At 72.5% G+C, this 23,345-nt stretch carries 22 protein-coding genes; 13 read left to right on the forward strand and 9 right to left on the reverse strand.

Translation table 11 applies throughout. The features are described from left to right. The first annotated feature begins 6 nt into the window (after positions 1–6). A complete protein-coding gene (gene manB, locus BSB02_RS24420) occupies positions 7–1,098 on the forward strand; it encodes a mannose-1-phosphate guanylyltransferase (RefSeq protein WP_084962199.1) in 1,092 nt (363 codons plus the stop codon). A gap of 104 nt (positions 1,099–1,202) precedes the next feature. Here the strand turns inward: manB and BSB02_RS24425 are convergent, their stop codons facing one another. After that, complete coding sequence (locus tag BSB02_RS24425) at positions 1,203–3,224, reverse strand: hypothetical protein (RefSeq protein WP_169729425.1); 2,022 nt, start codon at positions 3,222–3,224, stop codon at positions 1,203–1,205. Positions 3,225–3,369: 145 nt separating this feature from the next. Between BSB02_RS24425 and BSB02_RS24430 the strand changes: the two genes are divergently transcribed. The 5 genes from BSB02_RS24430 (at position 3,370) to BSB02_RS24450 (ending at position 9,749) form a co-directional block, all read left to right on the forward strand. Then, a complete protein-coding gene (locus BSB02_RS24430; RefSeq protein WP_084962292.1) occupies positions 3,370–4,839 on the forward strand; it encodes a hypothetical protein in 1,470 nt (489 codons plus the stop codon). A 187-nt stretch (positions 4,840–5,026) separates the two neighbouring features. Continuing rightward, a complete protein-coding gene (locus BSB02_RS24435; protein ID WP_084962203.1) occupies positions 5,027–6,625 on the forward strand; it encodes an LCP family protein in 1,599 nt (532 codons plus the stop codon). A gap of 59 nt (positions 6,626–6,684) precedes the next feature. Next, on the forward strand, positions 6,685–7,956 hold the full coding sequence (locus tag BSB02_RS24440; protein ID WP_143591079.1) for an acyltransferase family protein: 1,272 nt from the start codon (positions 6,685–6,687) through the stop codon (positions 7,954–7,956). A gap of 107 nt (positions 7,957–8,063) precedes the next feature. Beyond that, complete coding sequence (locus BSB02_RS24445; protein ID WP_240506628.1) at positions 8,064–9,029, forward strand: glycosyltransferase; 966 nt, start codon at positions 8,064–8,066, stop codon at positions 9,027–9,029. Between the two features lie 12 nt (positions 9,030–9,041). Beyond that, complete coding sequence (locus BSB02_RS24450) at positions 9,042–9,749, forward strand: acetoacetate decarboxylase family protein (protein WP_084962209.1); 708 nt, start codon at positions 9,042–9,044, stop codon at positions 9,747–9,749. 12 nt (positions 9,750–9,761) lie between these two features. Here BSB02_RS24450 and BSB02_RS24455 read toward each other — a convergent pair whose 3' ends face one another. From BSB02_RS24455 to BSB02_RS43095, 6 genes are all read right to left on the reverse strand, one after another. After that, a complete protein-coding gene (locus BSB02_RS24455) occupies positions 9,762–10,643 on the reverse strand; it encodes a glycosyltransferase family 2 protein (protein WP_206184860.1) in 882 nt (293 codons plus the stop codon). 176 nt (positions 10,644–10,819) lie between these two features. Further along, the gene (locus BSB02_RS24460; RefSeq protein WP_084962211.1) at positions 10,820–11,587 is read right to left on the reverse strand and encodes a CDP-alcohol phosphatidyltransferase family protein; all 768 of its coding nucleotides are present in this window, start codon (positions 11,585–11,587) and stop codon (positions 10,820–10,822) included. Further along, positions 11,565–12,605: an iron-containing alcohol dehydrogenase family protein gene (locus BSB02_RS24465; RefSeq protein WP_169729428.1), complete on the reverse strand. Its 1,041-nt coding sequence runs from the start codon at positions 12,603–12,605 to the stop codon at positions 11,565–11,567. Before BSB02_RS24465 ends, BSB02_RS24460 begins: the two co-directional genes overlap by 23 nt. A gap of 29 nt (positions 12,606–12,634) precedes the next feature. Further along, a complete protein-coding gene (locus tag BSB02_RS24470; RefSeq protein WP_084962215.1) occupies positions 12,635–13,366 on the reverse strand; it encodes a phosphocholine cytidylyltransferase family protein in 732 nt (243 codons plus the stop codon). A gap of 80 nt (positions 13,367–13,446) precedes the next feature. After that, complete coding sequence (locus tag BSB02_RS43090) at positions 13,447–14,046, reverse strand: DUF5941 domain-containing protein (protein WP_276206351.1); 600 nt, start codon at positions 14,044–14,046, stop codon at positions 13,447–13,449. A gap of 11 nt (positions 14,047–14,057) precedes the next feature. Next, positions 14,058–15,539, reverse strand: a complete 1,482-nt coding sequence (locus BSB02_RS43095; protein WP_276206352.1) for a CDP-alcohol phosphatidyltransferase family protein — start codon at positions 15,537–15,539, stop codon at positions 14,058–14,060. Positions 15,540–15,622: 83 nt separating this feature from the next. Between BSB02_RS43095 and BSB02_RS24485 the strand changes: the two genes are divergently transcribed. Beyond that, a complete protein-coding gene (locus BSB02_RS24485) occupies positions 15,623–16,390 on the forward strand; it encodes an IspD/TarI family cytidylyltransferase (protein WP_084962221.1) in 768 nt (255 codons plus the stop codon). Here the strand turns inward: BSB02_RS24485 and BSB02_RS24490 are convergent. After that, a complete protein-coding gene (locus BSB02_RS24490) occupies positions 16,353–17,363 on the reverse strand; it encodes a glycosyltransferase family 2 protein (protein WP_084962223.1) in 1,011 nt (336 codons plus the stop codon). The genes BSB02_RS24485 and BSB02_RS24490 overlap by 38 nt on opposite strands. 113 nt (positions 17,364–17,476) lie before the next feature. On the opposite strand from BSB02_RS24490, the gene BSB02_RS24495 reads away from it, so the two are divergent. From BSB02_RS24495 to BSB02_RS24515, 5 genes are all read left to right on the forward strand, one after another. After that, a complete protein-coding gene (locus tag BSB02_RS24495; RefSeq protein ID WP_084962225.1) occupies positions 17,477–18,928 on the forward strand; it encodes an LCP family protein in 1,452 nt (483 codons plus the stop codon). 34 nt (positions 18,929–18,962) lie between these two features. Then, positions 18,963–19,301 carry an STAS domain-containing protein gene (locus BSB02_RS24500; RefSeq protein ID WP_084962227.1) on the forward strand — a complete coding sequence of 113 codons (339 nt, stop codon included), beginning with the start codon at positions 18,963–18,965 and terminating at the stop codon, positions 19,299–19,301. A 61-nt stretch (positions 19,302–19,362) separates the two neighbouring features. Beyond that, positions 19,363–20,193, forward strand: a complete 831-nt coding sequence (locus BSB02_RS24505; protein WP_084962229.1) for a GNAT family N-acetyltransferase — start codon at positions 19,363–19,365, stop codon at positions 20,191–20,193. Continuing rightward, the gene (locus BSB02_RS24510; protein ID WP_240506629.1) at positions 20,190–21,023 is read left to right on the forward strand and encodes an LLM class flavin-dependent oxidoreductase; all 834 of its coding nucleotides are present in this window, start codon (positions 20,190–20,192) and stop codon (positions 21,021–21,023) included. The genes BSB02_RS24505 and BSB02_RS24510 overlap by 4 nt, the downstream gene beginning before the upstream one ends. Positions 21,024–21,112: 89 nt before the next feature. Then, on the forward strand, positions 21,113–21,847 hold the full coding sequence (locus BSB02_RS24515) for a DUF4097 family beta strand repeat-containing protein (RefSeq protein ID WP_143591082.1): 735 nt from the start codon (positions 21,113–21,115) through the stop codon (positions 21,845–21,847). Here BSB02_RS24515 and BSB02_RS24520 read toward each other — a convergent pair. Beyond that, entirely contained in the window at positions 21,831–22,913 is a 1,083-nt protein-coding gene (locus tag BSB02_RS24520; protein ID WP_084962233.1) for a YihY/virulence factor BrkB family protein, read from the reverse strand. The two genes, BSB02_RS24515 and BSB02_RS24520, sit on opposite strands and share 17 nt — an antisense overlap. A gap of 136 nt (positions 22,914–23,049) precedes the next feature. Between BSB02_RS24520 and BSB02_RS24525 the strand changes: the two genes are divergently transcribed. Continuing rightward, positions 23,050–23,304: a hypothetical protein gene (locus BSB02_RS24525; protein ID WP_084962235.1), complete on the forward strand. Its 255-nt coding sequence runs from the start codon at positions 23,050–23,052 to the stop codon at positions 23,302–23,304. Positions 23,305–23,345 lie beyond the last annotated feature (41 nt).

Genomic DNA, 23,345 nt, shown 5'->3' on the forward strand with positions numbered 1-23,345 from the left:
CGGGTGATGGAGAGCTCTTCGCCGGACCTTGAGGCGATCCTCTTGGTGGGAGGTCAGGGCACCCGGCTGCGCCCGCTGACCCTCGGCACGCCCAAGCCGCTCCTGCCCACCGCCGGCGTCCCCTTCCTGGCCCACCAGCTGGCCAAGGCCAGGGCGTACGGCGTGCGCAGGATCGTCTTCGCCACCTCCTACCGCGCCTCGATGTTCGAGCCGGTCTTCGGCGACGGCTCCGACTTCGGCCTGGAGCTGGTCTACATCACCGAGGAGACCCCGCTCGGCACCGGCGGCGCGATACGCAACGCCGGCCGGGCGCTGACCTGCGGGCCGGACGACCCCGTGCTGGTGCTCAACGGCGACATCCTGTCCGGCCACGACATCGGCGCGCAGGTGCGGCTGCACCTGGACCGCTCGGCCGCTGTAACGCTCCACCTGACCGAGGTCGACGACCCCTCCAGGTTCGGCTGCGTCCCCACCGACGACTCGGGCCGGGTGACCGCGTTCCTGGAGAAGACCCCCAACCCCGTGACGAACCGGATCAACGCGGGCTGCTACGTGTTCACCCGCTCGGTCATCGACTCCATCCCGGCCGGCCAGGTCGTGTCGGTCGAGCGGGAGACCTTCCCCGGCCTCATCGCCGAGGACCGGCCGGTGCTCGCCTACATCGACCGCACCTACTGGCTCGACGTCGGCACCCCGGCCGCCTACGTCCAGGGCTCGCGCGACCTGGTGCTGGGCAGGCTCGCCTCGCCGGCGATGCCCGGCTCCCCGGGCGAGTACCTGGCGCTGCCGGGCGCGATGGTCTCGCCCGAGGCCAAGGTGCACGGCGGCACCGCGGTGGGGGCGCGCAGCGTCGTCGAGGCGGGCGCCGGCGTGGTGGGCAGCGTGCTGCTCGACGACTGCGTGATCGAGGCGGGCGCCACGGTGGTGGACTCCGTGATCGGCAACGGCGCCCGCGTCTGCCCCGGCGCGGTGGTGCGCGACGCGGTGATCGGCGACCGGGCGGTCGTCGGGCCGGGCAACGAGCTGCAGGCGGGCATCCGCATCTGGCCCGGGGTGGAGCTGGGCGAGTGCGCGGTCCGCTACTCCAGCGACATCTGACACCCTCAAGGCGGCGCGCGCCGGAGTGACGCTCGGCGGAGCCTCCGTCACGGAGCTTCTCGACGAAGGGCGCCGGTGGACGCCGCTCGTCGTGGACGTGTCGGCTACGGCTGTGGACGGCACATCCACACCGTGACACCCAAACGCCACGTGCCACTCGGCGGCTTGGTGAGGTAGCGCCCGTCCTGCCGGGTGGCCAGCGCCATGACCTGCTGCGGCGTGCCGTACGGCGAGAGCTGCCAGGCCTCGGCGGCCAGCAGCACCGGCACCCGGCCCGCCGAGCGGACCCTGCCGATCAGGCGGGTGACCTCCTCGCGCGGCGGCACGTCCGCTCCCTCCCGCCTGCGGACCTTCGCGGCCGGGACGCCGCACATCCCTCGCACCACCTGGGTGAGGCGGTCGCCCGTCACCCGCTCGACGATCAGCACCGAGGCGTTCGCGGGGATGCGCGCGCACATCGCGCGCACGGCCGCCGGCTCGCCCCGCCCGACCGGGGTGAACGCGGTCCCGATCGAGGTCACCGCGCCCGGCACGAGGATCAGCGTCACCCCCAGCGCGGCCAGCGCCTTCTGGTGGCGCGTGCCGTACCCCATCCGGCGCGCCTTGTCGCGCGCCCAGGCCAGCCCCCAGACGGCCAGCGCGATCAGGCCGGGGACGACCACGGGCACCAGGCGGCGGGAGGCCCAGGGATGGTCGGGGGTGATCTCGGGACGCAGCAGCGTGGTCACGGTGGTCCAGCCGACGACGGCCAGCGGGAGCAGCCACTCGAAGGACGCCCCGTCGCGCAGCAGGCGCCGGACCAGCACCGCTGCCGCCACCGTGGCGAGCACGACGACCGGGACGCCGACGTACCAGACGACCCAGTAGAGCGAGTCCTCGAAGTACAGGCGCCTGCCGTCCACGGGGAGCCCGTTGGCGCGCTGGATCTGCTCGATGAAGTCGGCGGTGAGCACGTCCTCGGGCGTAACCGGCTCGCGGTGGACCTGCTGCACCCATGGGCGTACGGCGAAGCCGGCCATGAGCAGGACGACCCCGGCGGCGGCCAGCTCCGGCAGCCGTTTCGGCGGTCGCAGCCGGGCCAGGCGCGGCGCGAGGGCGGTGCCGAGGACGGTGAGCGCCAGCACGGCGGCGCAGATCCACAGCAGCGGGACGACCGAGCGCGACAGGTAGCTCAGGTACGGCCCGGCCAGCAGGTAGGCGGCCAGGAAGCCGAGGCCCGCGCCCAGCGTGAGGCCGCCCAGCAGCGCGATCCCCGTGCCCGGCCCGGATCGGCGCACCCGGCCCAGGGCCAGCAGCAGCCCCGCGTAGGCAAGGACGGGCAGCACGTCGCGCAGGCCGTCCACGCGCACGAGCACGGCCAGGCCGAACACCAGCCCCGCCAGGGCCACGCGGGTGCGGTCCCGGGCGTCGTGGAGCAGCGCCAGCCCGCCCAGCAGCAGGATCAGCGACGGGATCTCGCTGAAGGTGGTGCGCGAGGTGTACAGGACCGGCAGGCTGACGGCGAAGGCCGCGGCGGCGGGCACCGCCCAGCGGGCCCCGGCCAGCCGTGCGACCACGCCGGCCACGACGAGGACGGCCAGGGCGCCGAGCACGGCGGGGCTCACCAGCAGGCCGCCCAGCCACTGCCCGGCCGCGAACAGCAGGGGCGGGCCCGGCATGAACTGGGGCACGACGCCCTCGGGCCGCTCGAAGAAGCCGACGCTGCCGAAGACCAGCGCGGGGTCGGGGCCGCCGAAGGCGTCCTCCTGGCGGGGGATGGGCAGGCCGCCGTGCTCGGCGATCCAGATGGCGTACTGGGCGTAGGTCGCGGGGTCGCGCCTGACGATGAGCTGCTCGCTGTGGAGGAGCGCGTTGAACAGGCCCGAGCCGGCGGCGACGGCGAAGACGGCGGCGACCTGGCCGGCGGTGGCGTCCAGCGTTTCCGGCATATCGGGCTTGCCCGGCGTGCGGCGCAGGGCGGCCCAGGCCAGCAGGGCGATCGCCGCCAGGCCCAGCGCGAAGGCGGGCAGCGGCCGGAAGGCGCCGAGCAGGAGCAGGGGCAGCCCGGCGAGCAGCCAGCCCGCCACGGCGAGCGCGGGAAGGACGGAGGACACGGCGAGCACCCGGCCCGCCGAGGGCCTTCGCATGGGGTCCAGGAGTGCCATCGGTGGTCGGGAGCGTATCCAATGCGCGCAGGGCGTGCGGCGCCGGCGTCCGAACCGGTGGAGGCGGCGGGTAGGGTGCCCGCGAAAGGGTCGCGAGACGGCTGCGGCGGAGGGGGGCGTGCCGGTGATGCGTTGGGCCCACGCGCCGTCAGGACGGCGAACCGGCGCGTCCGGCCGGGTGGGCGTGCTGTCGTGGGCGCGGCGGCACGGCTGGTTCGTGGCGCTGTTCGCGGTGGCGGCGGCGTTGCGGGCGACGGCGATGCTCGGCTACCGCCCCGCCCTGTGGTTCCCCGACTCCTACACCTACATCGTCACGGTCATGCGCCCGCGCCCCGACCTGGTGCGCCCGGCGGGCTACTCCATGTTCGTCAAGCTCCTGGAGCCCTTCCACAGCTTCGCCGTCGTCGCGGCGACGCAGCACCTGCTCGGCCTGGGCGTCGGCGCGCTGGTCTACTGGATCGCCGCCCGCAGCGCGCCCCGGTGGATCGCCGTCCTGGCGGCTGCCCCGGTGCTCCTGGACGCCTACCAAATCCAGCTGGAACACCTGCTGGTCTCCGACGTGCTGTTCATGGCCCTGGTGGTGGCCGCGACGGTGCTCGCGATGCGCGCCGAGCCCCCGGCGGTCGCCATCGGCCTGCTGCTGGCCGCCGCCTCCCTGACGCGGACGGTCGGCCTGCCGCTCGTCGCGCTCGTGGCCGCGTGGCTGCTGCTGCGCCGCCACCGGCGCAAGGCCCTGGCCATGCTCGCCGCCGCCGTCCTGCCCGTCGTCGCCTACGGCGCCTGGTTCTACGCCACCTACCACCGCGTGGGCATCATCGGCGCGGACGGCGCGTTCCTCTACGCCCGCACCATGGCCTTCGCCGACTGCGCCCGGATGCGCCCGCCCGCCGACCTGGCCGTGCTGTGCGACGCCCGCCCGCCCGGGCGGCGCCCTCCCTCCCAGGACTATGTCTGGAGCGCCGACTCCCCCCTGGTCAAGCTGCCTGGGATCACCTTCACCGCCGCCAACGACGGCCTGGCCCGCCGCTTCGCCCTGCTGGCGATCCGCTCGCAGCCGCTGGACTACGCCGGTGCGACGCTGAGCGAGCTGGCCAGGACCTTCACCTGGGACCGGCCGGTCTACCCGGACGCGGAGGTCTACGCCGCCTACGAGTTCCCCGACCGCGCGCCGCCCCCGCCGGTGCGCTACCCGGCGCAGGTGGGGGCCGACTTCGCCCGGCAGTACGAGCGGGGCGACATCACGACCGCGGTGGCCGAGCCGTACGCGGGATGGCTACGGGCCTACCAGGACCTCGCCCGCCTGCCCGGCACGCTCCTGCTGGCCGTCCTCCTGGTCCCGCCCGCGCTGACCGTGCTGACGGCGGTCCGACGGCGGTACGGCAGGCGCGCCGGCGCCCCGGCGACCGGCGGCGCCTGGCTGCTCCCCTGGGCCGTGGCCTGGGCACTCCTGGTCATTCCGCCCGCGGTCGCCCAGTTCGACTACCGGTACGTGCTGCCCGCCGTACCCCTGGCCTGCCTGGCCGCAGCGCTCAGCAGCCAACCTGCAAGCATGCTGAAAGACGTTCATGTTTTTATTCCAGGAGATGTCCGGGTCTGAGTATGCTCTCTGCCGGGAACATCACGCCCGGGTCACGGTCGATCTTTTCCGACCGTGGCAACAGGCACGCCGGAGATGACCTAATCTCGTGGCGCGAGGACCTAGCGACCGAGCCAGCGTGAGACGGCCTGGCGATCTTCGGACGAGGAGGCCGTGTGCGACGCGGAGGAAAGGCCGTGGAGGGCGTATGAGTGGTTACCGAGGCGTGTCCGTCCAGGACCGCCGCGTCGCGCCCACGGAGCCGACCGGTCGCCCCTCGCGCCGGGCGGGCAGCCAGCCGCCGCCCGCCGACCCGCCGCCCCGCTCGCGCCGCGCCAAGAAGCCCGAGGGCCCCGACAAGATGCGGATCCTGGCCTGGGTCAGCATCGGGCTCACCGTCGTCCTCACCGGCGGCTCCCTGACCGGCTACGCGGCCTTCCGCAGCGCCTTCGGCGACATCAACCAGAACGACGCGGCCAAGGACATCGTCGGCGAGCGGCCCAAGAACCTCACCGGCGCCCTCAACGTCCTCATCGTCGGCTCCGACACCCGTGAGGGCGACAACGCCAAGTACGGCCAGCAGGCCGCCAGGCTGGGCGCCGCGTTCGGCAAGCGCACCGACACCATCCTGCTGCTGCACATCTCCCCCAACCGGGACAAGGCGCAGATCATCAGCTTCCCGCGCGACTCGATGGTGCAGATCCCCGAGTGCAAGAACGAGCAGACCAAGCAGCTCATGCCCGGCCGGCTCGACATGATCAACTCGGCCTACAACACCGGCGGCATCGCCTGCACGATCGACACCATCGAGTCGCTCACCCAGATCCGCGTCGACCACCACGTCGAGGTCGACTTCGCGGGCTTCAAGAACATCGTCAACGCCCTGGGCGGCGTGGAGATGTGCTTCAGCAAGCCGATCAATGACAAGAACTCCAAGTTCCACATCACCGCCGGCACCCACAAGCTCAACGGCGAGCAGGCGCTGGCCTACATGCGGCTGCGCAACTACGGCCTGGGCAGCGACCTGGACCGCATCAAGCGCCAGCAGAAGCTGCTCAGCAAGATGGTGCAGCAGGCCACCAGCACCAACCTGCTGACCGACGTGCCGAAGCTGCTCAGCCTCGTCAACGCCGCGGCCAAGTCGGTGTCGATGGACAAGGACCTGGCCGGCGATCCGCAGAAGATCATCGACATCGCCACCAGCGCCAAGTCGCTCACCGCCAGCGGCGTCAAGTTCATCACCGTCCCGGTCGAGGCCTTCCCCGCCGACCCCAACCGGGTCCAGTGGCGGCAGCCGGACGCCACCACGCTCTTCCAGCAGATCGCCCAGGACGTCGAGGTCACCCAGCCCAGCGCGTCGCCCACGGTGACGGTCAAGCCGCAGCAGGTCCGCATCCAGGTGCTCAACGGCACCGCCAAGCAGGGCGAGGCACAGAAGGTCGCCGACGAGCTGACCAAGTGGGGCTTCAAGGTCGTCGGCGTCGGCAACGCGCCGCCCACGGCCACCACGACGGTGCTGTACTCCGCCAAGTCGCCCGCCGACGCCGACTACGCCAAGCTGGCGGCGGCCAAGATGAGCGGCACCGTCAACGCCGGGCCGAAGAAGGTCAAGCCGGTCAACCTCAAGCCGTACACGCCCACGCCGGGCGTGAGCGCGCCGGAGGCCACCGCCTCCCCCGGCAAGGTCGGCCCGATCGTCCAGGTCGTCATCGGCGAGGACTACCGCGGCGTGCGCGTCCCGCCGGTGGTCTCCAAGGCCATCGAGCAGAACACGGTGTCGGCGGACCAGAAGAACATCTGCACGTGACCTCAGAGTTCACTGTGGAACCGCCGTTCCCGGGTCACCGGGCTTTCCGGATCGGTAAGGTGGATCCCGGCCGTCGCCGCGCCGACGCGCCGGACCCCGACCCGTCGAGAAGAGCCTTCCCCCACGTGACCGACATCCGCTACTCCCCACCCCTCCAGCAGGCGCCCTCCGCCGACGCGGAGGCCGGACCGGGCCCGAGGGCGCCGGAGCGGCGGTTGTGGGGCGGCGAGCCGCGGGAGCGCGGCACGCTGTGGCCGGAGCCGCCGGGCGCGCGCGTCCAGGAGGAGGCCGAGGAGGCCGCCGAGCCGAAGCCGCAGCGCAAGCGCGAGCCGTACCTCGACAACGTCAAGTTCCTGCTCATCGCCCTGGTGGTGGTCGGTCACTCGCTGGTGCCGACGCTGGCCGCCGACGCCTCCAGGTCGCTGTACATCTTCATCTACACCTTCCACATGCCGCTGTTCGTGATCATCAGCGGTTACCTGTCGCGCAACTTCTGGAACTCCAACGCCAAGACCAACAAGCTGGTCGACACCTTCGTCGTGCCGTACGTGATCGTCGAGGTGGGCTACGCGGCGCTGCGCACGGCGCTGGGCCAGAAGTGGAGCCTGACGATCATCGACCCGGCGTGGCTGAACTGGTACCTCATCGCGCTGCTGTTCTGGCGGCTGTCGACGCCGGTGTGGAAGCGGATGAGGTTCCCCATCCCGGTGTCGATCGCCATCTACCTGTTCGCCGGGTTCTCCCAGATCTCCGGCGACTTCAGCATGGACCGGTTCTTCGGCCTGCTGCCGTTCTTCGTCATCGGTCTGTCGCTGCAGCCGCACCACTTCGAGTGGCTGAACAAGCGCTGGATCAAGGCCGTGTCGGTGGTCGTGCTGCTCGCCGCCGCGGCCGTGGCGATGGTCTACTCCAAGACCAAGCTGACGCTGCAGCCGTTCTACTTCAAGCACAGCTACGCCGACATGGACCTGTCGTGGTGGATGGGGCTGGGCCTGCGCACCGGGCTGTTGGTGGCGTCGCTGGCGATGTGCTTCGCCTTCCTGGCGCTCGTCCCGCGCGGCGAGACCTGGTACACCGACCTCGGCACCCGCACGCTGTACTGCTACCTGCTGCACGGCGTCGTCGTCCTGCCCGCCAAGGAGCTCGGCTGGCTGGACCAGCCGTGGCTGTTCGGCCCGCTGGGCGCCCTGGCGATCGCCACCAGCGCCTTCGCGGTGGCCATCCTGCTGTGCCTGCCGGAGACCCGCACGGTGTTCAAGTGGATCATCGAGCCGCGGCTGACGTGGCTGTACCGTCGCCCCTCGGAAGCGAAGCCGACCGTCGGAAGTTAAGCGGCAGTTCGACGGGCCGTCACCCCGATGACGGGGTGGGCGCTCAGCATCGTCGTATGCGGGTATGCGTCGCGACAATTCACCATCACCCCGAGGACGCCCGGATCATGCACAGGCAGATCGCGGCGCTCCTCGACGCGGGCCACGAGGTGACCTACATCGCACCCTTCACCTTCCACAACGTGACGCCCACCGCCCGCGTGACCGCCGTCGACGTGCCACGCGGCCGGGAGATCAGCAGGGGGCTCAGCCGGGTGCGCGCCGCCCTGCGCCGCGCCTGCCGGGACGCCGACCTGCTGCTCGTCCACGACCTCGACCTGCTGCGCGTGCTGCCGTACCGCCGCCCGCCCGTGGTGTGGGACATGCGGGAGACGCCCGCCGGCCCGCTGGCCAGGGCCACCGCCGCCCGCGCCGCCCGCCGCCACCTGGTCCTCGGCTCCGAGTACGGCACCGCCGCCCACGCCGTCGTGCCGGAGACCACCCTGGTGCCGCCCACGCCGCCGTCCCCGCCGGGCGACACCCGGGTGGTCCACATCGGGCGGCTGTCGGCCGAACGCGGCGTGGCGGAGCTGGTCGCCCTCGCCGAGCGGCTGGCCCCGCACGGCGTCCGGCTGGACCTCATCGGCGGCGCCGACCGCGAGGCGCGTCCCCTGCTGCGCGACGCGCAACGGGCCGGGCTGCTCGACTGGTACGGCTACGTGCCCAACCGCCACGCGCTGCGCATGGCCGAGGGCGCGCTGGCCGGGCTCTCGCTCACCACCCTGCCGGGCGTGCCCACCAAGATCCTCGACTACATGGGCCGCGGCGTCCCGGTCGTCACCACGCCCCCGGGCGCCGAGCCCGTCCGGCGAGCCGGCTGCGGCATCGTCGTGCCCCTCGACGTGGAGGCGGTCCTCAACGCGGTCCTGGACCTCAAGGAGCAGCCGGCGACGCGGATGGCCATGGGCGAGCGCGGCCACCGGGAGGCCCGCCTGCGCCACCACTGGCCCGACCACGCCCCCGCCTTCGTCGCGCGGCTCGAACGCCACGCCACGGTCACCACCCTCTCGCTGGCCGTCCAGCCCCAGGGTTGATGTACTTGGGTCATGGCTTCGCATCTGATCCAGGGCCGCGAGATCCGCATGCCCGTCGAGGTGCGGGAAGCGACCGTCTGCACGGCCATGTTCCCGGTGCGGGCGGACGCCGCCCGGGCCGTGCTCGCCTATGCCGGAGTGGACGTGGCCGAGATCTTCCCCGGCACCGCCGTCTGCACGCTGGTGTTCGTCGACTACCGGGACGGCGACCTGGACACCTACCACGAGTTCGGGGTGACGTTCCTGGTCCGGCCCCCGGGGTCCGCCGGCGGGCCCGGGCTGCGCAACCTGCGCGACGCCGGCGCGTTCGTCCACTGGCTGCCCGTCGACCAGGGGTTCACCCTGGAGGCCGGGCGCGGCATCTGGGGGTTCCCCAAGGAGCTGGCGGACATCGACCTGCGGCTGGCCTCGCCGTACAAGCGGTGCACCGTCCGCAAGGACGGGCGGATGGTGCTCGACCTGCTCATCAAGCCGGGGATGCCGGTGCCCGGGGTGCCGGTGCCGTTGACGGCCTACACGCACCTGGACGGGGTGACGCGGCGCGTCCCGGCCCGGGCTCGCGTGGGCGGCGTCCGGGTACGGCCCGGCGGGGCGCTCATCCGGCTGGGGAACCACCCGGTCGCCAAGGAGCTCAGCGAGCTGGGGCTGCCCAAGCGGGCGCTGCTGTCGAGCTCGGCCTCCCGGGTGTCGATGTCGTTCGGGGAGGCGGAGGCGGTCTGACCGCCCGGGCTCCTAGACGATCGGGGGGCGGCCCAGCTTGACCATGCGCCAGGCCGTACGCCAGGCCATGGGCCTGCGCTCTCCCGCGGGGGTGCGCAGCCCCTCCAGGAAGCCGCCGAACCAGGCCTTCAACGCCGGCCCCGAGCGCTCCCGCAGCAGCGTCAGCACCACCCAGTCCAGCAGGTACAGGACCGCCAGCGGCCACGGCAGGTTGCGCCGGGCCAGCCACACCCGGTTGCGCGCGTTGAGCCGGTAGAACTCCGGGTGGCGCGTGGGCGGCACCTGCGGGTGGTACATCACCGTCTCGGCGTCGTACTCGATGCGGTAGCCCTCGCCCAGCAGCCGCCAGGCCAGGTCGGTCTCCTCGTGCGCGTAGAAGAACCGCTCCGGCAGCCCACCCACCTGCAGGAACGCCGAGCGGCGCACCGCGGAGGCCCCGCCCAGGAACGTCGTCACCGGCGAGGACCGCTCCGGGTCCCCGGCACGCAGGCGCGGCACGTGGCGCCGCTGCGACCCGCTGCCGTCGGGGTCCATCACCCGGAACGACAGCACCGCGAGATCCGGCTCGGTGGCGAAGCGGTCGCGCACGTGCGCGGCGACCTTCTGGTTGGCATACCACCCGTCGTCGTCGAGGAACAGCACGACGTCGCCCGAGCACTCCTCGACGCCGCGGTTGCGGCCCGCGGGGATGCCGACGTTGCGCTCCAGCCGCACCTTCTTGACGGTGGCGGCCGAGCCCTCCGGTGGCGTCGCCGTCACCTCGGGCACGTCCACCCCCTGGCCCACGATCACAACCTCGACGTCGCCGTCGATCTGGTTGAGCGCGGACTCGACCGCCCGGTTCAGTTCGGCGACCCGGTTGCCCATGGTGAGGATGACGCACGAGATCTTCAACGCTTCATCGCCTTGACGCGTTGAGAGCACGGGCGTGACATTCTTTCATGATCACCGAGTCTGCTGGTTCTGGCTAGGTTTTCCTGATGGACAAGCGTATCTGGTTTACCGGTGAACACCCACCAAACCACACGTGTCCGATCAGTACGACGGGTGAGCGGGCCGTACGGTTCCTGTCATGCCAGCCGCCTGGAGGCCAGGATGCTCACCAGATGCAGCACGACCTGGACGGCGGCGGCGACCGCGCAGGCCACGGTCAGCACCCGCGTCGCGGTGAGGTCGCCCACCACCATATCGACGACGGCGGCGATCAGGGCGAGAATCGACAGTTCGACGGCCTGGACGATCCGGTGGAACTTCGTCGCGGCCAGGATCCGGCGGGCCAGCCCCAGCAGGCCGGAGCGGAACTGCCCGGCCGAGGCCTCGGTGGCGGCCGTCAGGCCGGAGCGGGCGCGCGCCACGTCGACCAGGTCCGTCTCGGCCTTGATGAGGATCGCGCCGAGCGCGGCGGCGAAGCCGAGCACGGTGTACCAGTCGGGCGCCGTGGCCGAGGCGCGGAAGCCCAGGCCGATGAGCAGGGCCGCCTCGGCGAAGTAGTGGCCCACCCGATCGAGGTAGACGCCCGTGAGCGAGGTCCGGCCGGTCCAGCGGGCCAGCTCGCCGTCGGAGCAGTCGAGCAGCAGGTACAGCTGCACCAGCAGGAACGCGCCGAGCGCGGCCAGCGGCCCGTCGAAGCCGAGCACGACCCCGGCCAGCACGCCGGTGAGCATCATGAGCCCGGTGGTCTGGTTGGGCGTGATCGGCGTCTTGGCCAGCAGCCAGGTGAGGTAGATGGACACCCTGCGCATGTAGAGCAGGCCCGCCCAGTGCTCGCCGCTCCTGCGGTCCAGCGTGCCTGCGGGCTGGGCGACCGCGCGCAGCTCAGCGACCGACGGACTGGACATAGTCCTCCACCCGCTCCCGAACCTCCGACTCCGACAGGCGCAGGTGCTCCAGGATGGTGTAGCGGCCGGGGCGCGTGGCCGGCGCGTACACCACGGCCTGGGTGAACTGCTCGACGGTCAGGCCGACGTCGGTCGGCAGCACGGGCAGCCTGTGCCGGCGCAGGCACTCCACGACCTGGTTGAGGCGGGCGGTGTCCTGCCGGAGGAAGAAGCAGAAGGCGGCGCCGATGCCGGCGAGCTCGCCGTGGTTGGAGGTGCCGGGGAAGAGCTGGTCCACGGCATGCAGGATCTCATGGTCCCCGCCGCTGGAGGGACGCGAGGACCCGGCGATCACCATCGACATCCCCGACAGGATGAGCGCCTCGGCCAGCACGGTCAGGAAGGCGTCGGACTCGATCGAGTCGCGCCTGCCGATCAGCGCCTCGGCGGCGGTGCGGGCCATCGAGCAGGCCAGCCCGTCGATGGGCTCGCCCCGCTCGACGTTGCCGAGCTGCCAGTCCTCGATCGCCGACAGGTTGCTGACCACGTCGCCGATGCCGGCGCGCACCAGCGGCTCGGGGGCGGCGTGGACGAAGTCGAGGTCGACGAGGATGGCCAGCGGCATGGGCACGCCGAAGGAGCCCTTGCCGCCCTCGTAGGTCAGTGAGGCGGTGGGCGAGCAGATGCCGTCGTGCGACAGGTTGGTCGCCACGGCCACCATGGGGATGCCGGCCAGCGAGGCGGCGTACTTGGTGGCGTCGATGGTCCGGCCGCCGCCCACCCCCACGACCACCTCGTAGGTGCCCTTGCGCAGGTCGGCGCCGAGCGAGACGGCCGCCTCGACCGAGCCGTCGGCGACGCGGAAGACCTCGGCGTCGCGCAGCGTCGGCGCGATCAGACCCTCGATGTGGTCGCCCTGCCCGGGGCCGACCGCCACGGCGACCCGTCCCGAGGTGGCCACCCTGCTGTCGGACAGCAGCGCGCCGAGATCGGCGACCGCGCCCCGCCGTACCTCCATGTACAGCGGGGCGGGGAGCATCCTGGCCAGGATCGGCATCTACGCCCCTCTCAGTAACGGACGGCGATGTCGCGTGCCTTGGCGAGGTCGTCGTGGTTGTCGACCTCGACCCACTCGACCGCGCCGATCGGCGCCACGTGGATCCGCTCCCCGCGGTCGATCAGCTCCTGGTAGCCGTCCTCGTAGTAGAGCTGGGGATCGCGCTCGAAGGTGGTCTTGAGCGCGTCGGCCAGCCGCTCGGCCGCGCCGGGCCGGATGAGCGTGGCGCCGATGTACTCACCGTACGCCTCGGCCGGGTCCATCAGCTTGGTGATGCGGCGGACGGCGCCGTCCTCGAGCGTGACCTTCATCTCCTCCTCGGCCAGCTTCTTGACGTCGTCGACCGCGAGCAGGATGTCGCTGGTGGCCGGGGCCGACAGGAGGGTCTGCTCGACCGACACGGGGTGCACGGTGTCGCCGTTGACCAGCAGCGCGCCCTGGGAGAAGTACTCCCTGGCGCACCACAGGCTGTAGGCGTTGTTCCACTCCTCGGCCTTGTCGTTGTGCACCAGCTCCAGACGCACGCCGTGGCGCTGCTCCAGGTCTTTCTTCCGGTCGTGTACGGCCTGCGCCGCGTAGCCGACGATGACCACGACGTCACGCAGGCCGACCGCCGCCAGGTTGCGGAGCGAGATGTCCATGATCGTCGTGTCGCCGTCGACCGGCACGAGCGCCTTGGGCAGCGTGTCGGTGTACGGCCGCAGGCGACGTCCGGCTCCGGCGGCCAGCACCATTCCCAGCAACGTGCACTCCTCGGTCGAAGGTCAGTATGTGGCACCCAAAGGGTAGTTGCCAGACGCGCCTGATCGGGTAATCGGGCGGGTCACTCACCTTCGGCGGTCTCGGTTCCCGAGCGGGGCGCCGCCAGCCAGCAGGTGGCGCTCTCCCAGCAGAAGAAGCCCCACAGGTACAGCGCCAGGAGGGCGTAGCCGGCGGCGGGCCAGCCGGCCACCACGCCCAGGGAGACGGCGATGAGGCGGCCGTCCCAGCCGAGCCCGAAGGTGGACAGCCAGGGCGGCGGGTAGACCCGTTGCCGTATCCGGTAGACCAGGTCGTAGTGGTGGAAGGCGAGCGCGCCGAGCAACGCGAAGATCAGCACGGGCGGGACGTGGTGCGCGAAGCCCACGGCGGCGACGCAGACGTACTCGATCAGCCGCAGCATGGGCGGGGCCAGCCAGTCCAGGCGGCCGTCGTGCGGGTGGGAGCTGCCCGGCCCGGCCAGCAGCAGCGTGACGGCGAAGGCGAGGACGGCCCAGTCGTCGGAGCCGGCCACGCCGATCGCCACGAGGATGGCGATGACGAAGGCGGCCACCACCAGCGGCGGCAGCGGCGGCAGCTGCCCGGCCACGAGCGCGCCCATGCCGCGCGAGAGCGGGCCGTCGTCCCGGTAGGCGACGACCCTGCTGCGGGGTACGGGCGTCATGTGCACGGAGATCATGCCGTGGCCCTCTCCACGCGGCCGGTCAGCTGGTAGAGCGTCGCGACCGCGCCCCAGCCCAGCAGCGCCAGGAACGTCACCCGGGCGTTGAACAGCGCGGCGGTGACCGCGATCACGGCCATGCGCTCCCCGATGGGCAGGGTGATCATCTTCTTCGCCCAGCGCAGGACCGAGCCGCGCTCCAGCCGTCCGGCCAGCGCGCGGATGCCCTGCGGCCCCCGGTCCGACGGCTCCATCAGCGAGCGGGGCGGGCGGCCGCGGGCCGCGCCCACCCGGGCGGCGTCGCGCACGGCACCGGAGAAGGAGAAGTCGACGCAGTGCCGCACGACCTGCATGATCATCGCCGCGACGGCCAGGTGCCAGATGCCGTCGGGGTTGCCGAGCCCGGCCGCGTAGCCGGCGGCGAGCCCGACGTAGACCAGGTACTCCTTGAGCCGGTCGGCCATGCCGTCGGCCCAGGCGCCCAAGGGGGTGAACGTGCGGGTGTAGCGGGCCAGCTGCCCGTCGACGCAGTCCAGCACGAACGACAGGTACACCAGCGCCGCGCCGAGCACCTGCGCCCACCGCTCGCCGTAGGAGAACCACACGGCGGCCAGGACGGCCAGGCCGCACGAGATGCCCGTGACCGTGTTCGGCGCCAGCTTGAGCCGGGCCGCGAGCCGTACCAGCAGCGGCGACCAGGAGGACACGAAGTGGGTGGCGAAGAAGCCGTCGTCGGCCTTCACGGCGGCTTCGAGCCGCACCTTGGCCTCGTCGACCTCGGCGAGCCTGGCCATGGCCGAGTCGGCGGAGGACTGGCCGGTCACGCGGTCGCAGCGCAGCGGGCCGGCGAGCGTGGCGCGGACCCGGACGCCGGCCCGCACCAGGCCCACGAGCAGCAGGTCGATGGCCTCGACGGGGCTGACCGGGCCGAGCCGTCCCGCGGCGACCAGGTCGGCCAGCTCGTCGGCGATGTCGGCCAGCGTGCCCAGGTGGGCCTGGCCGACCTGCAGGACGCCGAGGAAGGTGGCGTTGGCCTCCGGCACGGTGTGGAAGGAGCTGCCCGCGGCGACGACCTTGGCCACCTCCAGCCGGACGGGCGGGCGCAGCGGGCCGGGCGGCCGGTCGGTGGAGACCAGCGCCGCCGTGCCGCGGGCGGGGTGCTCCAGCAGCATCGCGAGGGCCTCGGTGTGGGCCACGATGTCGGCCGGGAGCACGACGACCGGGCCCTGCGACAGCCGTACGAGCTTGGCCACCGTGCGCAGGTCGTCGGCCAGGCCGTTCCCGGCGGGGACGACGTGGAGATCCCGCACCCTGCCCCCGATCTGGCTCTTGAGCCGGTCGAGCAGGGTGCCGTCGGCGCAGGGGAGCCTGCAGGCCGGGGTGGTGGCGAGGAGCACCGCGGCGGCGGTGGTGGTCTCGCGGGTGAGCGATGGTGGTGGCTGTGGTGGCTGTGGTGGCTGTGGTGGCTGTGGCGGCTGTGGCGGCGACTCTGGCACGGCGCAGGTCTCCTCCCGTCGTGTGGGAGCGCGTGGACACAGCGTAGCCATGGGGTGGCCGAAATGACCGTTACCCTCGCCGTATGACCGCCGAATCGCATGTCGTCCCTTTGCGTTCCGTGGCCGTGGTCCTCGCCGGTGGGGTGGGGCAGCGCATGGGCCTCGACACGCCGAAACAGTTGATCAAGCTGGCCGGGAAGACGATCCTGGAGCGCTCGCTCGGCCTGTTCGAGCGCGCTCCGGAGATCGACGAGATCATGCTGCTCATGACCCCCGGGTACGTCGCCGAGGCCGAGGAGATCGTGGCCAAGGCCGGGTTCGGCAAGGTCAGCCGGGTCCTTCCGGGCGGGGCGTCGCGGCCGGAGACCACGTGGCGGGCGGTGCGGGCGCTGGGCGAGGAGGAGTGCAACGTGCTGCTGCACGACGCGGTGCGCCCGCTGCTGGATCCGGCGATCATCAGCGCGTGCGTGGCCGCCCTGCGCGTCCACCGGGCGGTCAACGTGGCGATCCCCAGCTCCGACACGATCCTGGTGGCGGGACCGGATGAGGTGATCAGGGAGATCCCCGACCGGTCCACGCTGCGGCGCAGCCAGACCCCGCAGTGCTTCCGCCTGTCGGTGATCCGCGAGGCCTACGAGCGGGCCTTCGCCGACCCGGGCTTCGCGGGGCGGCCCGCGACCGACGACTGCGGGGTGGTGCTGCGCTACCTGCCGGACGTGCCGATCCACCTGGTGCCGGGCAGCGAGCACAACATCAAGGTGACCCATCCGGTCGACGTGCACATCGCCGAGACGCTGCTGCGGCTGCGCGAGGCTACCGCGGCGGGCGGGCCAGCCGGCGAGGGCTGGTGAGGAAGCCCAGGCCCCAGGAGATGTGCATGGTGGCGTAGACCAGCGGCAGCCGTGCCTTCACCGGGAACGGCAGGCCGCTGCCGGTCAGGACCGAGCCGGCGAGGATGGCCGCCGCATACCCGCCGGGGATGAGCAGTCCCAGCGGGAACCACGGCGAGACCAGCAGGCCGGCGAGCATCGCCAGCACGGCGGCCGGCGGCGCCAGGTAACGCAGGTTGATCGTGCCCTCGTGGGTGCGGGCCACCACCCGGCGCCAGCGGCCGTAGTGGAAGTATTGCTTGGCCAGCGCCTTGACGTTGGGCCGCGGCCGGTAGGAGACCCGCATGCGCGGCTGGAACCACACCAGGCCGCCGCTCTGGCGGATGCGGTGGTTCATCTCCCAGTCCTGGGCGCGCTGGAAGTGCTCGTCGTACCCGCCGACCCGCTGCAGCGCGGTGCGGCGGAAGACGCCCAGGTAGACGGTGTCGGCGGGGCCCGCCGTACCGCCCACGTGGAAGGCGGCGGCGCCCACGCCGATCTTGGAGGTCATCGCCCGGGCGACGGCCTGCTCGAACGGCGTGACGCCCTCGGCGGCCATGACGCCGCCCACGTTGTCCGCGCCGGTCTCCTCCAGGGTCTCGACGGCGATCCGCAGGTAGTCTTTGGGCAGCATCGCGTGGCCGTCGACCCTGGCGACGATGCCGTTGCGCGAGGCGGCGATGGCGGCGTTGAGCGCGTTGGGGGTGCGGCCGGTGGGGTTGGGCACCACGATGACCCGCGGGTCGCGTCGCGCGATCGCGTCGGCGACCTCCTGGGTGCGGTCGTGCGAGGGGCCCACGGCCAGCACCACCTCGATCTCGCCCGGGTAGTCCTGGCTGAGCACCTGGGTGACGGCCTCCTCCAGGTGCCGCTCCTCGTTGAGCACGGGCATGATCACGGATACGGCGGGCCACAGGCCCGTCCGCGTCGGCGGCGAGTCGGGGAAGTGCTTCATGGCGGGGCTCACGCTACCGGAAACGGGCGTGCCCCCTCGACGCCTTGGCCGACGCCGGGGGCCCGGCGACACGCGATCGCGTTGCGCGGCACGGCGGGGCGAAGGTCAGTAGAGTGAGGCACGTGGAGGACGCCGGGGTTCACGTGGGCGGAGACGCCTACGGAGGCGTCACCCTACCGCCGCGCCCGCGCCGCGTGCCCGCGCGCAGGCGGCGGCGCAACCTGATCGTCTCGGGCCTGCTGTCCGGCATCGTGCTGACCGCCTCCGGCGCGGTCTGGGCCACCTCGACCTACGGCCTGGGCGGCTTCGGCACGGTCGAGGCCGGGGCGTCCGGCGTCCAGTCCAGCGGCGCGATGAACATCCTGCTCGTCGGCGTCGACAAGCGCGACGACCTCTCCCGCGGCGACCAGCGCAATCTGCGCCTGGGCCGGGAGGCCGGCCAGCGCACCGACACCATGATGGTGATCCGGCTGTCCGCCGACCACCGCAAGATCACCGTGGTGAGCCTGCCGCGCGACACGTGGACCACCATTCCGGGCAAGGGCCAGCACAAGATCAACTCCGCCTACCAGCTGGGCGGGCCCAAGCTGACCGTCCAGACCGTGCAGCAGCTCACCGGGCTGCCGATCAACCTCTACGTCGAGGTCAACGTCCTGGGCTTCATCGACGTGGTCGACTCGCTCAAGGGCGGCATCACGGTCTGCACGCCTGTGCCGATCGACGACCAGAAGATCGACTTCCACCTGCCCGCCGGCACCCACCAGCTGGACGGCGTCAAGGCGCTGTTCTACGCCCGCACCCGCGCCACCTCGCGCGCCGACTTCGACCGCATCGACCGCCAGCAGCAGGTCATGTCCGCGCTGTTGGACAGGGTGCTCAGCCCGCAGACGCTCACCGACCCCGCGGCGCTCGGCAGGTTCATCAAGAGCGTGCAGGCCAGCGTCAAGATCGATCCGCGGCAGGACCTCAACAGCCTGGTCACCCAGCTGCGCGACACCAAGCTCGACGACGTCCGGTTCGTCACCCTGCCGGTCTCGGACGTCGACTACCGCACGTCCACAGGCGAGTCGGCGGTGCTGCTGGACAGGGCGGCGGCGCGCGATCTGTTCCGCCGCATCGCCGCCGACGAGGACCTCACCGCGCCGCCCAAGCCGTCCCCGTCGGTCTCGGCCTCGCCCTCCCCGACCGCGACCCCCGTGCCGCCGGAGCGCGTGGTGGTGCGCGTGCTCAACGGCACCATGATCACCGGCCTGGGCGCGAGGACCCGCGCCGATCTCATCGCCGCGGGGTTCAAGGTGCCGCAGCCGTCGGGCGACACGGCACGCAAGGACTTCACCAAGACGGTCATCCGGTACGGCCCGGGCCGGGAGGACTCCGCGCGGACGCTCGCCGCGGCGATTCCGGGCGCCGACCTTCGCCAGACGGATGTGAAAGGCATCGAGCTCGTCCTTGGGACAGACCAGCTCAAAGTGCGCAAACCACAGGCCAAGGCGTCGCCGTCCGCCAGCCCCTCCGCGAGCGCCCCGACAACCAGGACAGCGACGCAAAACATCTGCCAAAAGTAGGCATAGGCGGCGCCGTCCCGGGCAGCTTTCTGACATGGTTGTCAAGCCCCGGCGGGAAAGCTCCTGCACCGTCCTGCAGATCGTCGGCGACCTCGACTCCATCGGCGCCCCCCGGCTGCGCGCGGCTGTGGACCAGGCGTTCGGCTCTGACGAGCGACCACACATCGTGCTCGACCTGACCCAGGTTCCCTTCTGCGACTCCGTGGGGCTCGGGGTGCTGGTGACGACGCTCAACCGGGTACGGCAGGCGCACGGCCGGCTGGTGCTCGTGCTGGGACCGGGAATGATCTCGAACCTGCTGACGATCACGAACCTGGACGGCTACTTCGACACGGCGCCGTCGGTGCCGGAGGCGCTGGCGACCGCGGCCTGACCCGCACGCCCCCGGGCTATGATCGGTGGCGTTCGAGGGTCACCCGTCCCGCGGAGGCTTGTTGTTCGAGGAGTTTCCCGAGCCTGCCCGCTCGCAGCTGGTCGCGGCGAGCGAAGAGGGCAGGACCCGTCCCGAGTGGTGCTTCGCGGACGGCCCGGCCCGGGTGTGCTTCTGGGCGCCCTACCGGGGCGCGGACCCGGTGGTGACCTGGCACTTCGAGCCCGGTCCCGATCCGCGGCACGGCGGGGCCCTGCTCCGGCGCGGCCTGGCGGCGCTCGGGCTGCGCAAGATGATCCACGACATCGCGCTCAAGCCGGGGCTCACGCCGCATGTGGATCGCTCCACCGAGCACGCCGCCCTTCTCGAGGCGGGGTTCGTGCTGGAGGTCGAGCGGCTGATGCTGGAGTGGCGGGCCGGGAGCGACATCCCCGAGGAGTCGGGGCGGCTCACCTACCGCCCGGCCCGCGAGCTCGGCGAGGCGGCGCTCCTCGACCTGCTCGTGCGCATCTCCGAGGGTTCCCTCGACCACGACACGCGGATGGAGGTGGCCACCCGGGGCGCGGAGCACGAGGCCAAGGCGATGTACGACGACCTGGTCCACCGCGGGGGCAAGCCCGGCTGGTTCGTGGTCGGATACGCGGGCTCCTCCCCCGTCGGGCTGGTGGCCCCCGACGACCACTCGATCGCCTACATCGGCGTCCTCCCCGAGCACCGGGGCCGCGGATACGTCCACGACCTGCTGGCCCGCGGCACGCGCACGCTCGCCGAGGCGGGCCTGGAGCGCATCGTGGCGGCCACCGACGCGGCGAACACGCCTGCCGCGAACGCCTTCCTCCGCGCCGGCTACGCCGAGGTGGGACGCCTGTACCGGTACTACTGGAGGTCGCCGTGAGGCTCGGCGTGATGGCCTACCGGGACCTGCCGCCCGAGCGGCTGGTCTCCTTCGCCCGGGACGTGGAGGCGATGCCGCAGATCGCCGACCTGTGGGTGGTGGAGGACCTGGGCTGGGCCGGCGCCGTCTCCTCGGCCGCCACGGCCTTGGCGGTGACCTCCCGCCTGCGCGTGGGCATCGGCATCATGCCCGCGCCGCTGCGCAATCCCGCCCTGCTGGCCATGGAGCTGGGCACGCTCGCGCGGCTCCACCCCGGGCGGCTGGCGGCTGGCCTGGGCCACGGCGTCCGCTCCTGGATGCGCCAGGTCGGCGCCGCGCCCCGCTCGCCGCTGTCCCTGCTGGAGGAGACGCTGACGGCGGCCCGCGGGCTGCTGAAGGGCGAGCGCGTCACCCTGCACGGGCGGGAGGCGCGGCTGGAGGACGTCGGGCTCGTCCATCCGCCCTCGATCCCGCCGCCCCTGCTCGCGGGCGTCGAGGGACCCCGGTCGCTGGCGCTGTCCGGCCGCCTGGCCGACGGCACGATCCTGCACGAGAGCTTCGGCCCCCGCCAGGTCGCGACCGCCCTCACCCACATCGCGCCGCCGCCCGGGCACGAGCTCGTGGTGTTCACGTACCTGCACCTCGGGGAGCCGCCGGGGGCCATCGTGGACGCCGTGGCGGAGTTCCAGGGCGTCGAGCCGGGGGAGGCGGCCATGGCGGCCGGCTCCGCCGTACGGGCCGCGGACCATGTGCGCGCGCTGGCGGAGGCGGGGGCGGCCACGGTGGTGCTGCGGCCGCCGGTCTGCGAGGACCCGCTGCGTCACGTGAGCGAACTGCTAGGCGCCCTGTAGCGCCCGGCTGCCCCTTTCGGCCGAATGGCGGAGGCGGCTCGGCACTATGGCCGATGGCCTGCCTCCCCGGCCACGCGACGATCGGTTCCGTGAAGCGAATGGTGATCGTGCTGGCGGGACTGGCCACGCTGACGGGATGCGGGATCGAGCTGGACACGGACCCGGTGCCCTCGTCGAGGACGTTCGCGCACGCGGGCGGCGAGCTGACCGTCGAGGCGGACCTGGGCAAGCTGCGGATCGAGCCGGGCGCGGCGGCGCAGGTCCAGGTCGAGCGCCGGCTACGGGGCAAGGCGGCGCGGGACGGGAACAACTCGTGGGAGCTCAAGGACGGGGTGCTGCGCCTGCACGCGCGGTGCGAGATGGTCGTCGGCGACTGCGGGGCCGACTACACGGTCCGCGTGCCGCCGGACGTGGAGCTGACCGTCCGGGGCGGGGACGACCCGGTGAGCGTCGTACGGCTGAGCGGCAGGGTCACGGTCACGACGACCGGCGGCGCGATCAGAACCTCGGGGCTGGCCGGGCCGCTGGAGGCGCGCACGGCCGAGGGCTCGATCAGCGCCGTGCGAACCAGGTCGGGCGAGGTCGTGGCGCGCACCCGGGACGGCGGGATCACGCTGGCGTTCGCCGCGCCGCCGACCAGGGTCGAGGCGATCTCCGAGACCGGCCCGGTGCGCGCCGAGCTGCCGGAGGCGGACTATCGGATCACCGCCGACAGCGAGACCGGCAAGGCGCGGTCGGAGCTCCGGGACGCCGGCCCGCGCAGCCGGCGCGCCGTCGTGGCCAGGAGCGTCGACGGCGACGTCCGCCTCACCCGCTCCCCGTGACCCGGGGCCGCTCTGCCGTGCGGTCCTTGTCCGTCCCCTGCCCGCGGCGGAGCACTCCGCGCACCGCCGTGATCACGGCCGTGCCCACCGCCCCCACCAGCGGCTCGCGCTCCTCCTCGGCGGTCGGCCCGGAATCGGGCAACGCCGGCTCCACGCACCTGGCCCGGCACGCCTCCAGCTGCGCCGCGAAGGCCAGCCCCAAAAACAGCGCGATCGAGCTCAGGAACGCCCACAGCAGCAGGGCCATGACCGCGGTCAGCGGGCCGTACGTGCTCCCGAAGGTGCCGCTCCGGCCGGTGTAGAGGGCCAGGCCCAGCGTGAACAGCATCCACAGGGCCAGCGTCACGAACGCGCCGAACGCGAGCCAGGTGTGCCCCGGCTGCCGGCGCCGGGGCGCGGCGCGGAACAGCACCGACGTCGAGGCCAGCGCCAGCAGGAAGCCGGTGGGCCAGCGCACCAGGTCGAACCCGGTCCGCAGGTCCGGCGTCCAGCCGTACACCTGGGCGAGCGCGTCCCCGACGGCCGCGCCGCCCACCATCATCGTGAACCCGCCGACCATCAGCGCGCCCGCCGTCAGGGCCAGCACGACGGCTCTGCCGTACTTACGGTGGAAGGGCCGGTCCCGCTCCATGCCGTAGATGCGGTTCGCGCCCCGCTCGACCTGCGCCATGGTGCTGACGAGCGACACCAGCGCGGTGGCCAGGCCCAGCCACAGCGCCACGGCGTCGCGCTTCCTGACGCCCCCGCCGAGCACGTCCATCACGGCCTGCCCGCCCTCGCCCGGCGACAGCTTGGCCAGGGCCAGCTGCAGCACCTGGCCCAGATGCTCCTGGTGGGCCACCGAGGCGAGCCCGACCAGGGCGATCGCGCCGGGAATGATCGACAGGCACATCTGGAACGCCAGGGCCCGGGAGTGGCTCATGCCGTCGCCGTACCGGAAGCGGACGAAGGAGTCGTGGGCGAGGCGGCGCAGGCCGTACTCGCGCAGGGTGGTCCAGGCGTCGTCGGCGGACAGCTCTTCGCCGCTCATGGTGCGCGTCTGCGGGACTAAGGTCGCGGAACCCACGGGGCAAAACTACCCATTTCTCCCAGGCAGTCGCTGGCCCGGATGGCGCTGAGCATCGGACCGGTCATCCCCAGATGATCTATGCTGGGCGCTCCCCCTCTACAGTGAGGCGACTCCTTTGCACCCGTTACGACGGATGATTCCCCCGCACTGGCAGGTCGCGGTGTTCGGCCTGGCAGCCTTGGCGGCCCCGGCATTGCGTACCGCCTGGTGGTACATCCCGGAAGGACCGACCTTCACCGCCGAGGGCTTTGTCTGCCCCTTGAGCGCGGAGCCGTATGACGGCCTGCCGGACGTCGACTGGCTGATCGAGATCAATTGGCGGACCATGTCAGCCGAGCTGGACGGCTGGCCGACCGTGGCGATGGCGCTCGGCCTCCTCGCGGACTGAACCGCGCCGAGTTTCGTGGAGGCCGGGTTAGCTGGCTGGGG

It is taken from the genome of Thermoactinospora rubra (genome assembly GCF_002093975.1).
GTDB lineage: Bacteria > Actinomycetota > Actinomycetes > Streptosporangiales > Streptosporangiaceae > Nonomuraea > Nonomuraea rubra_A.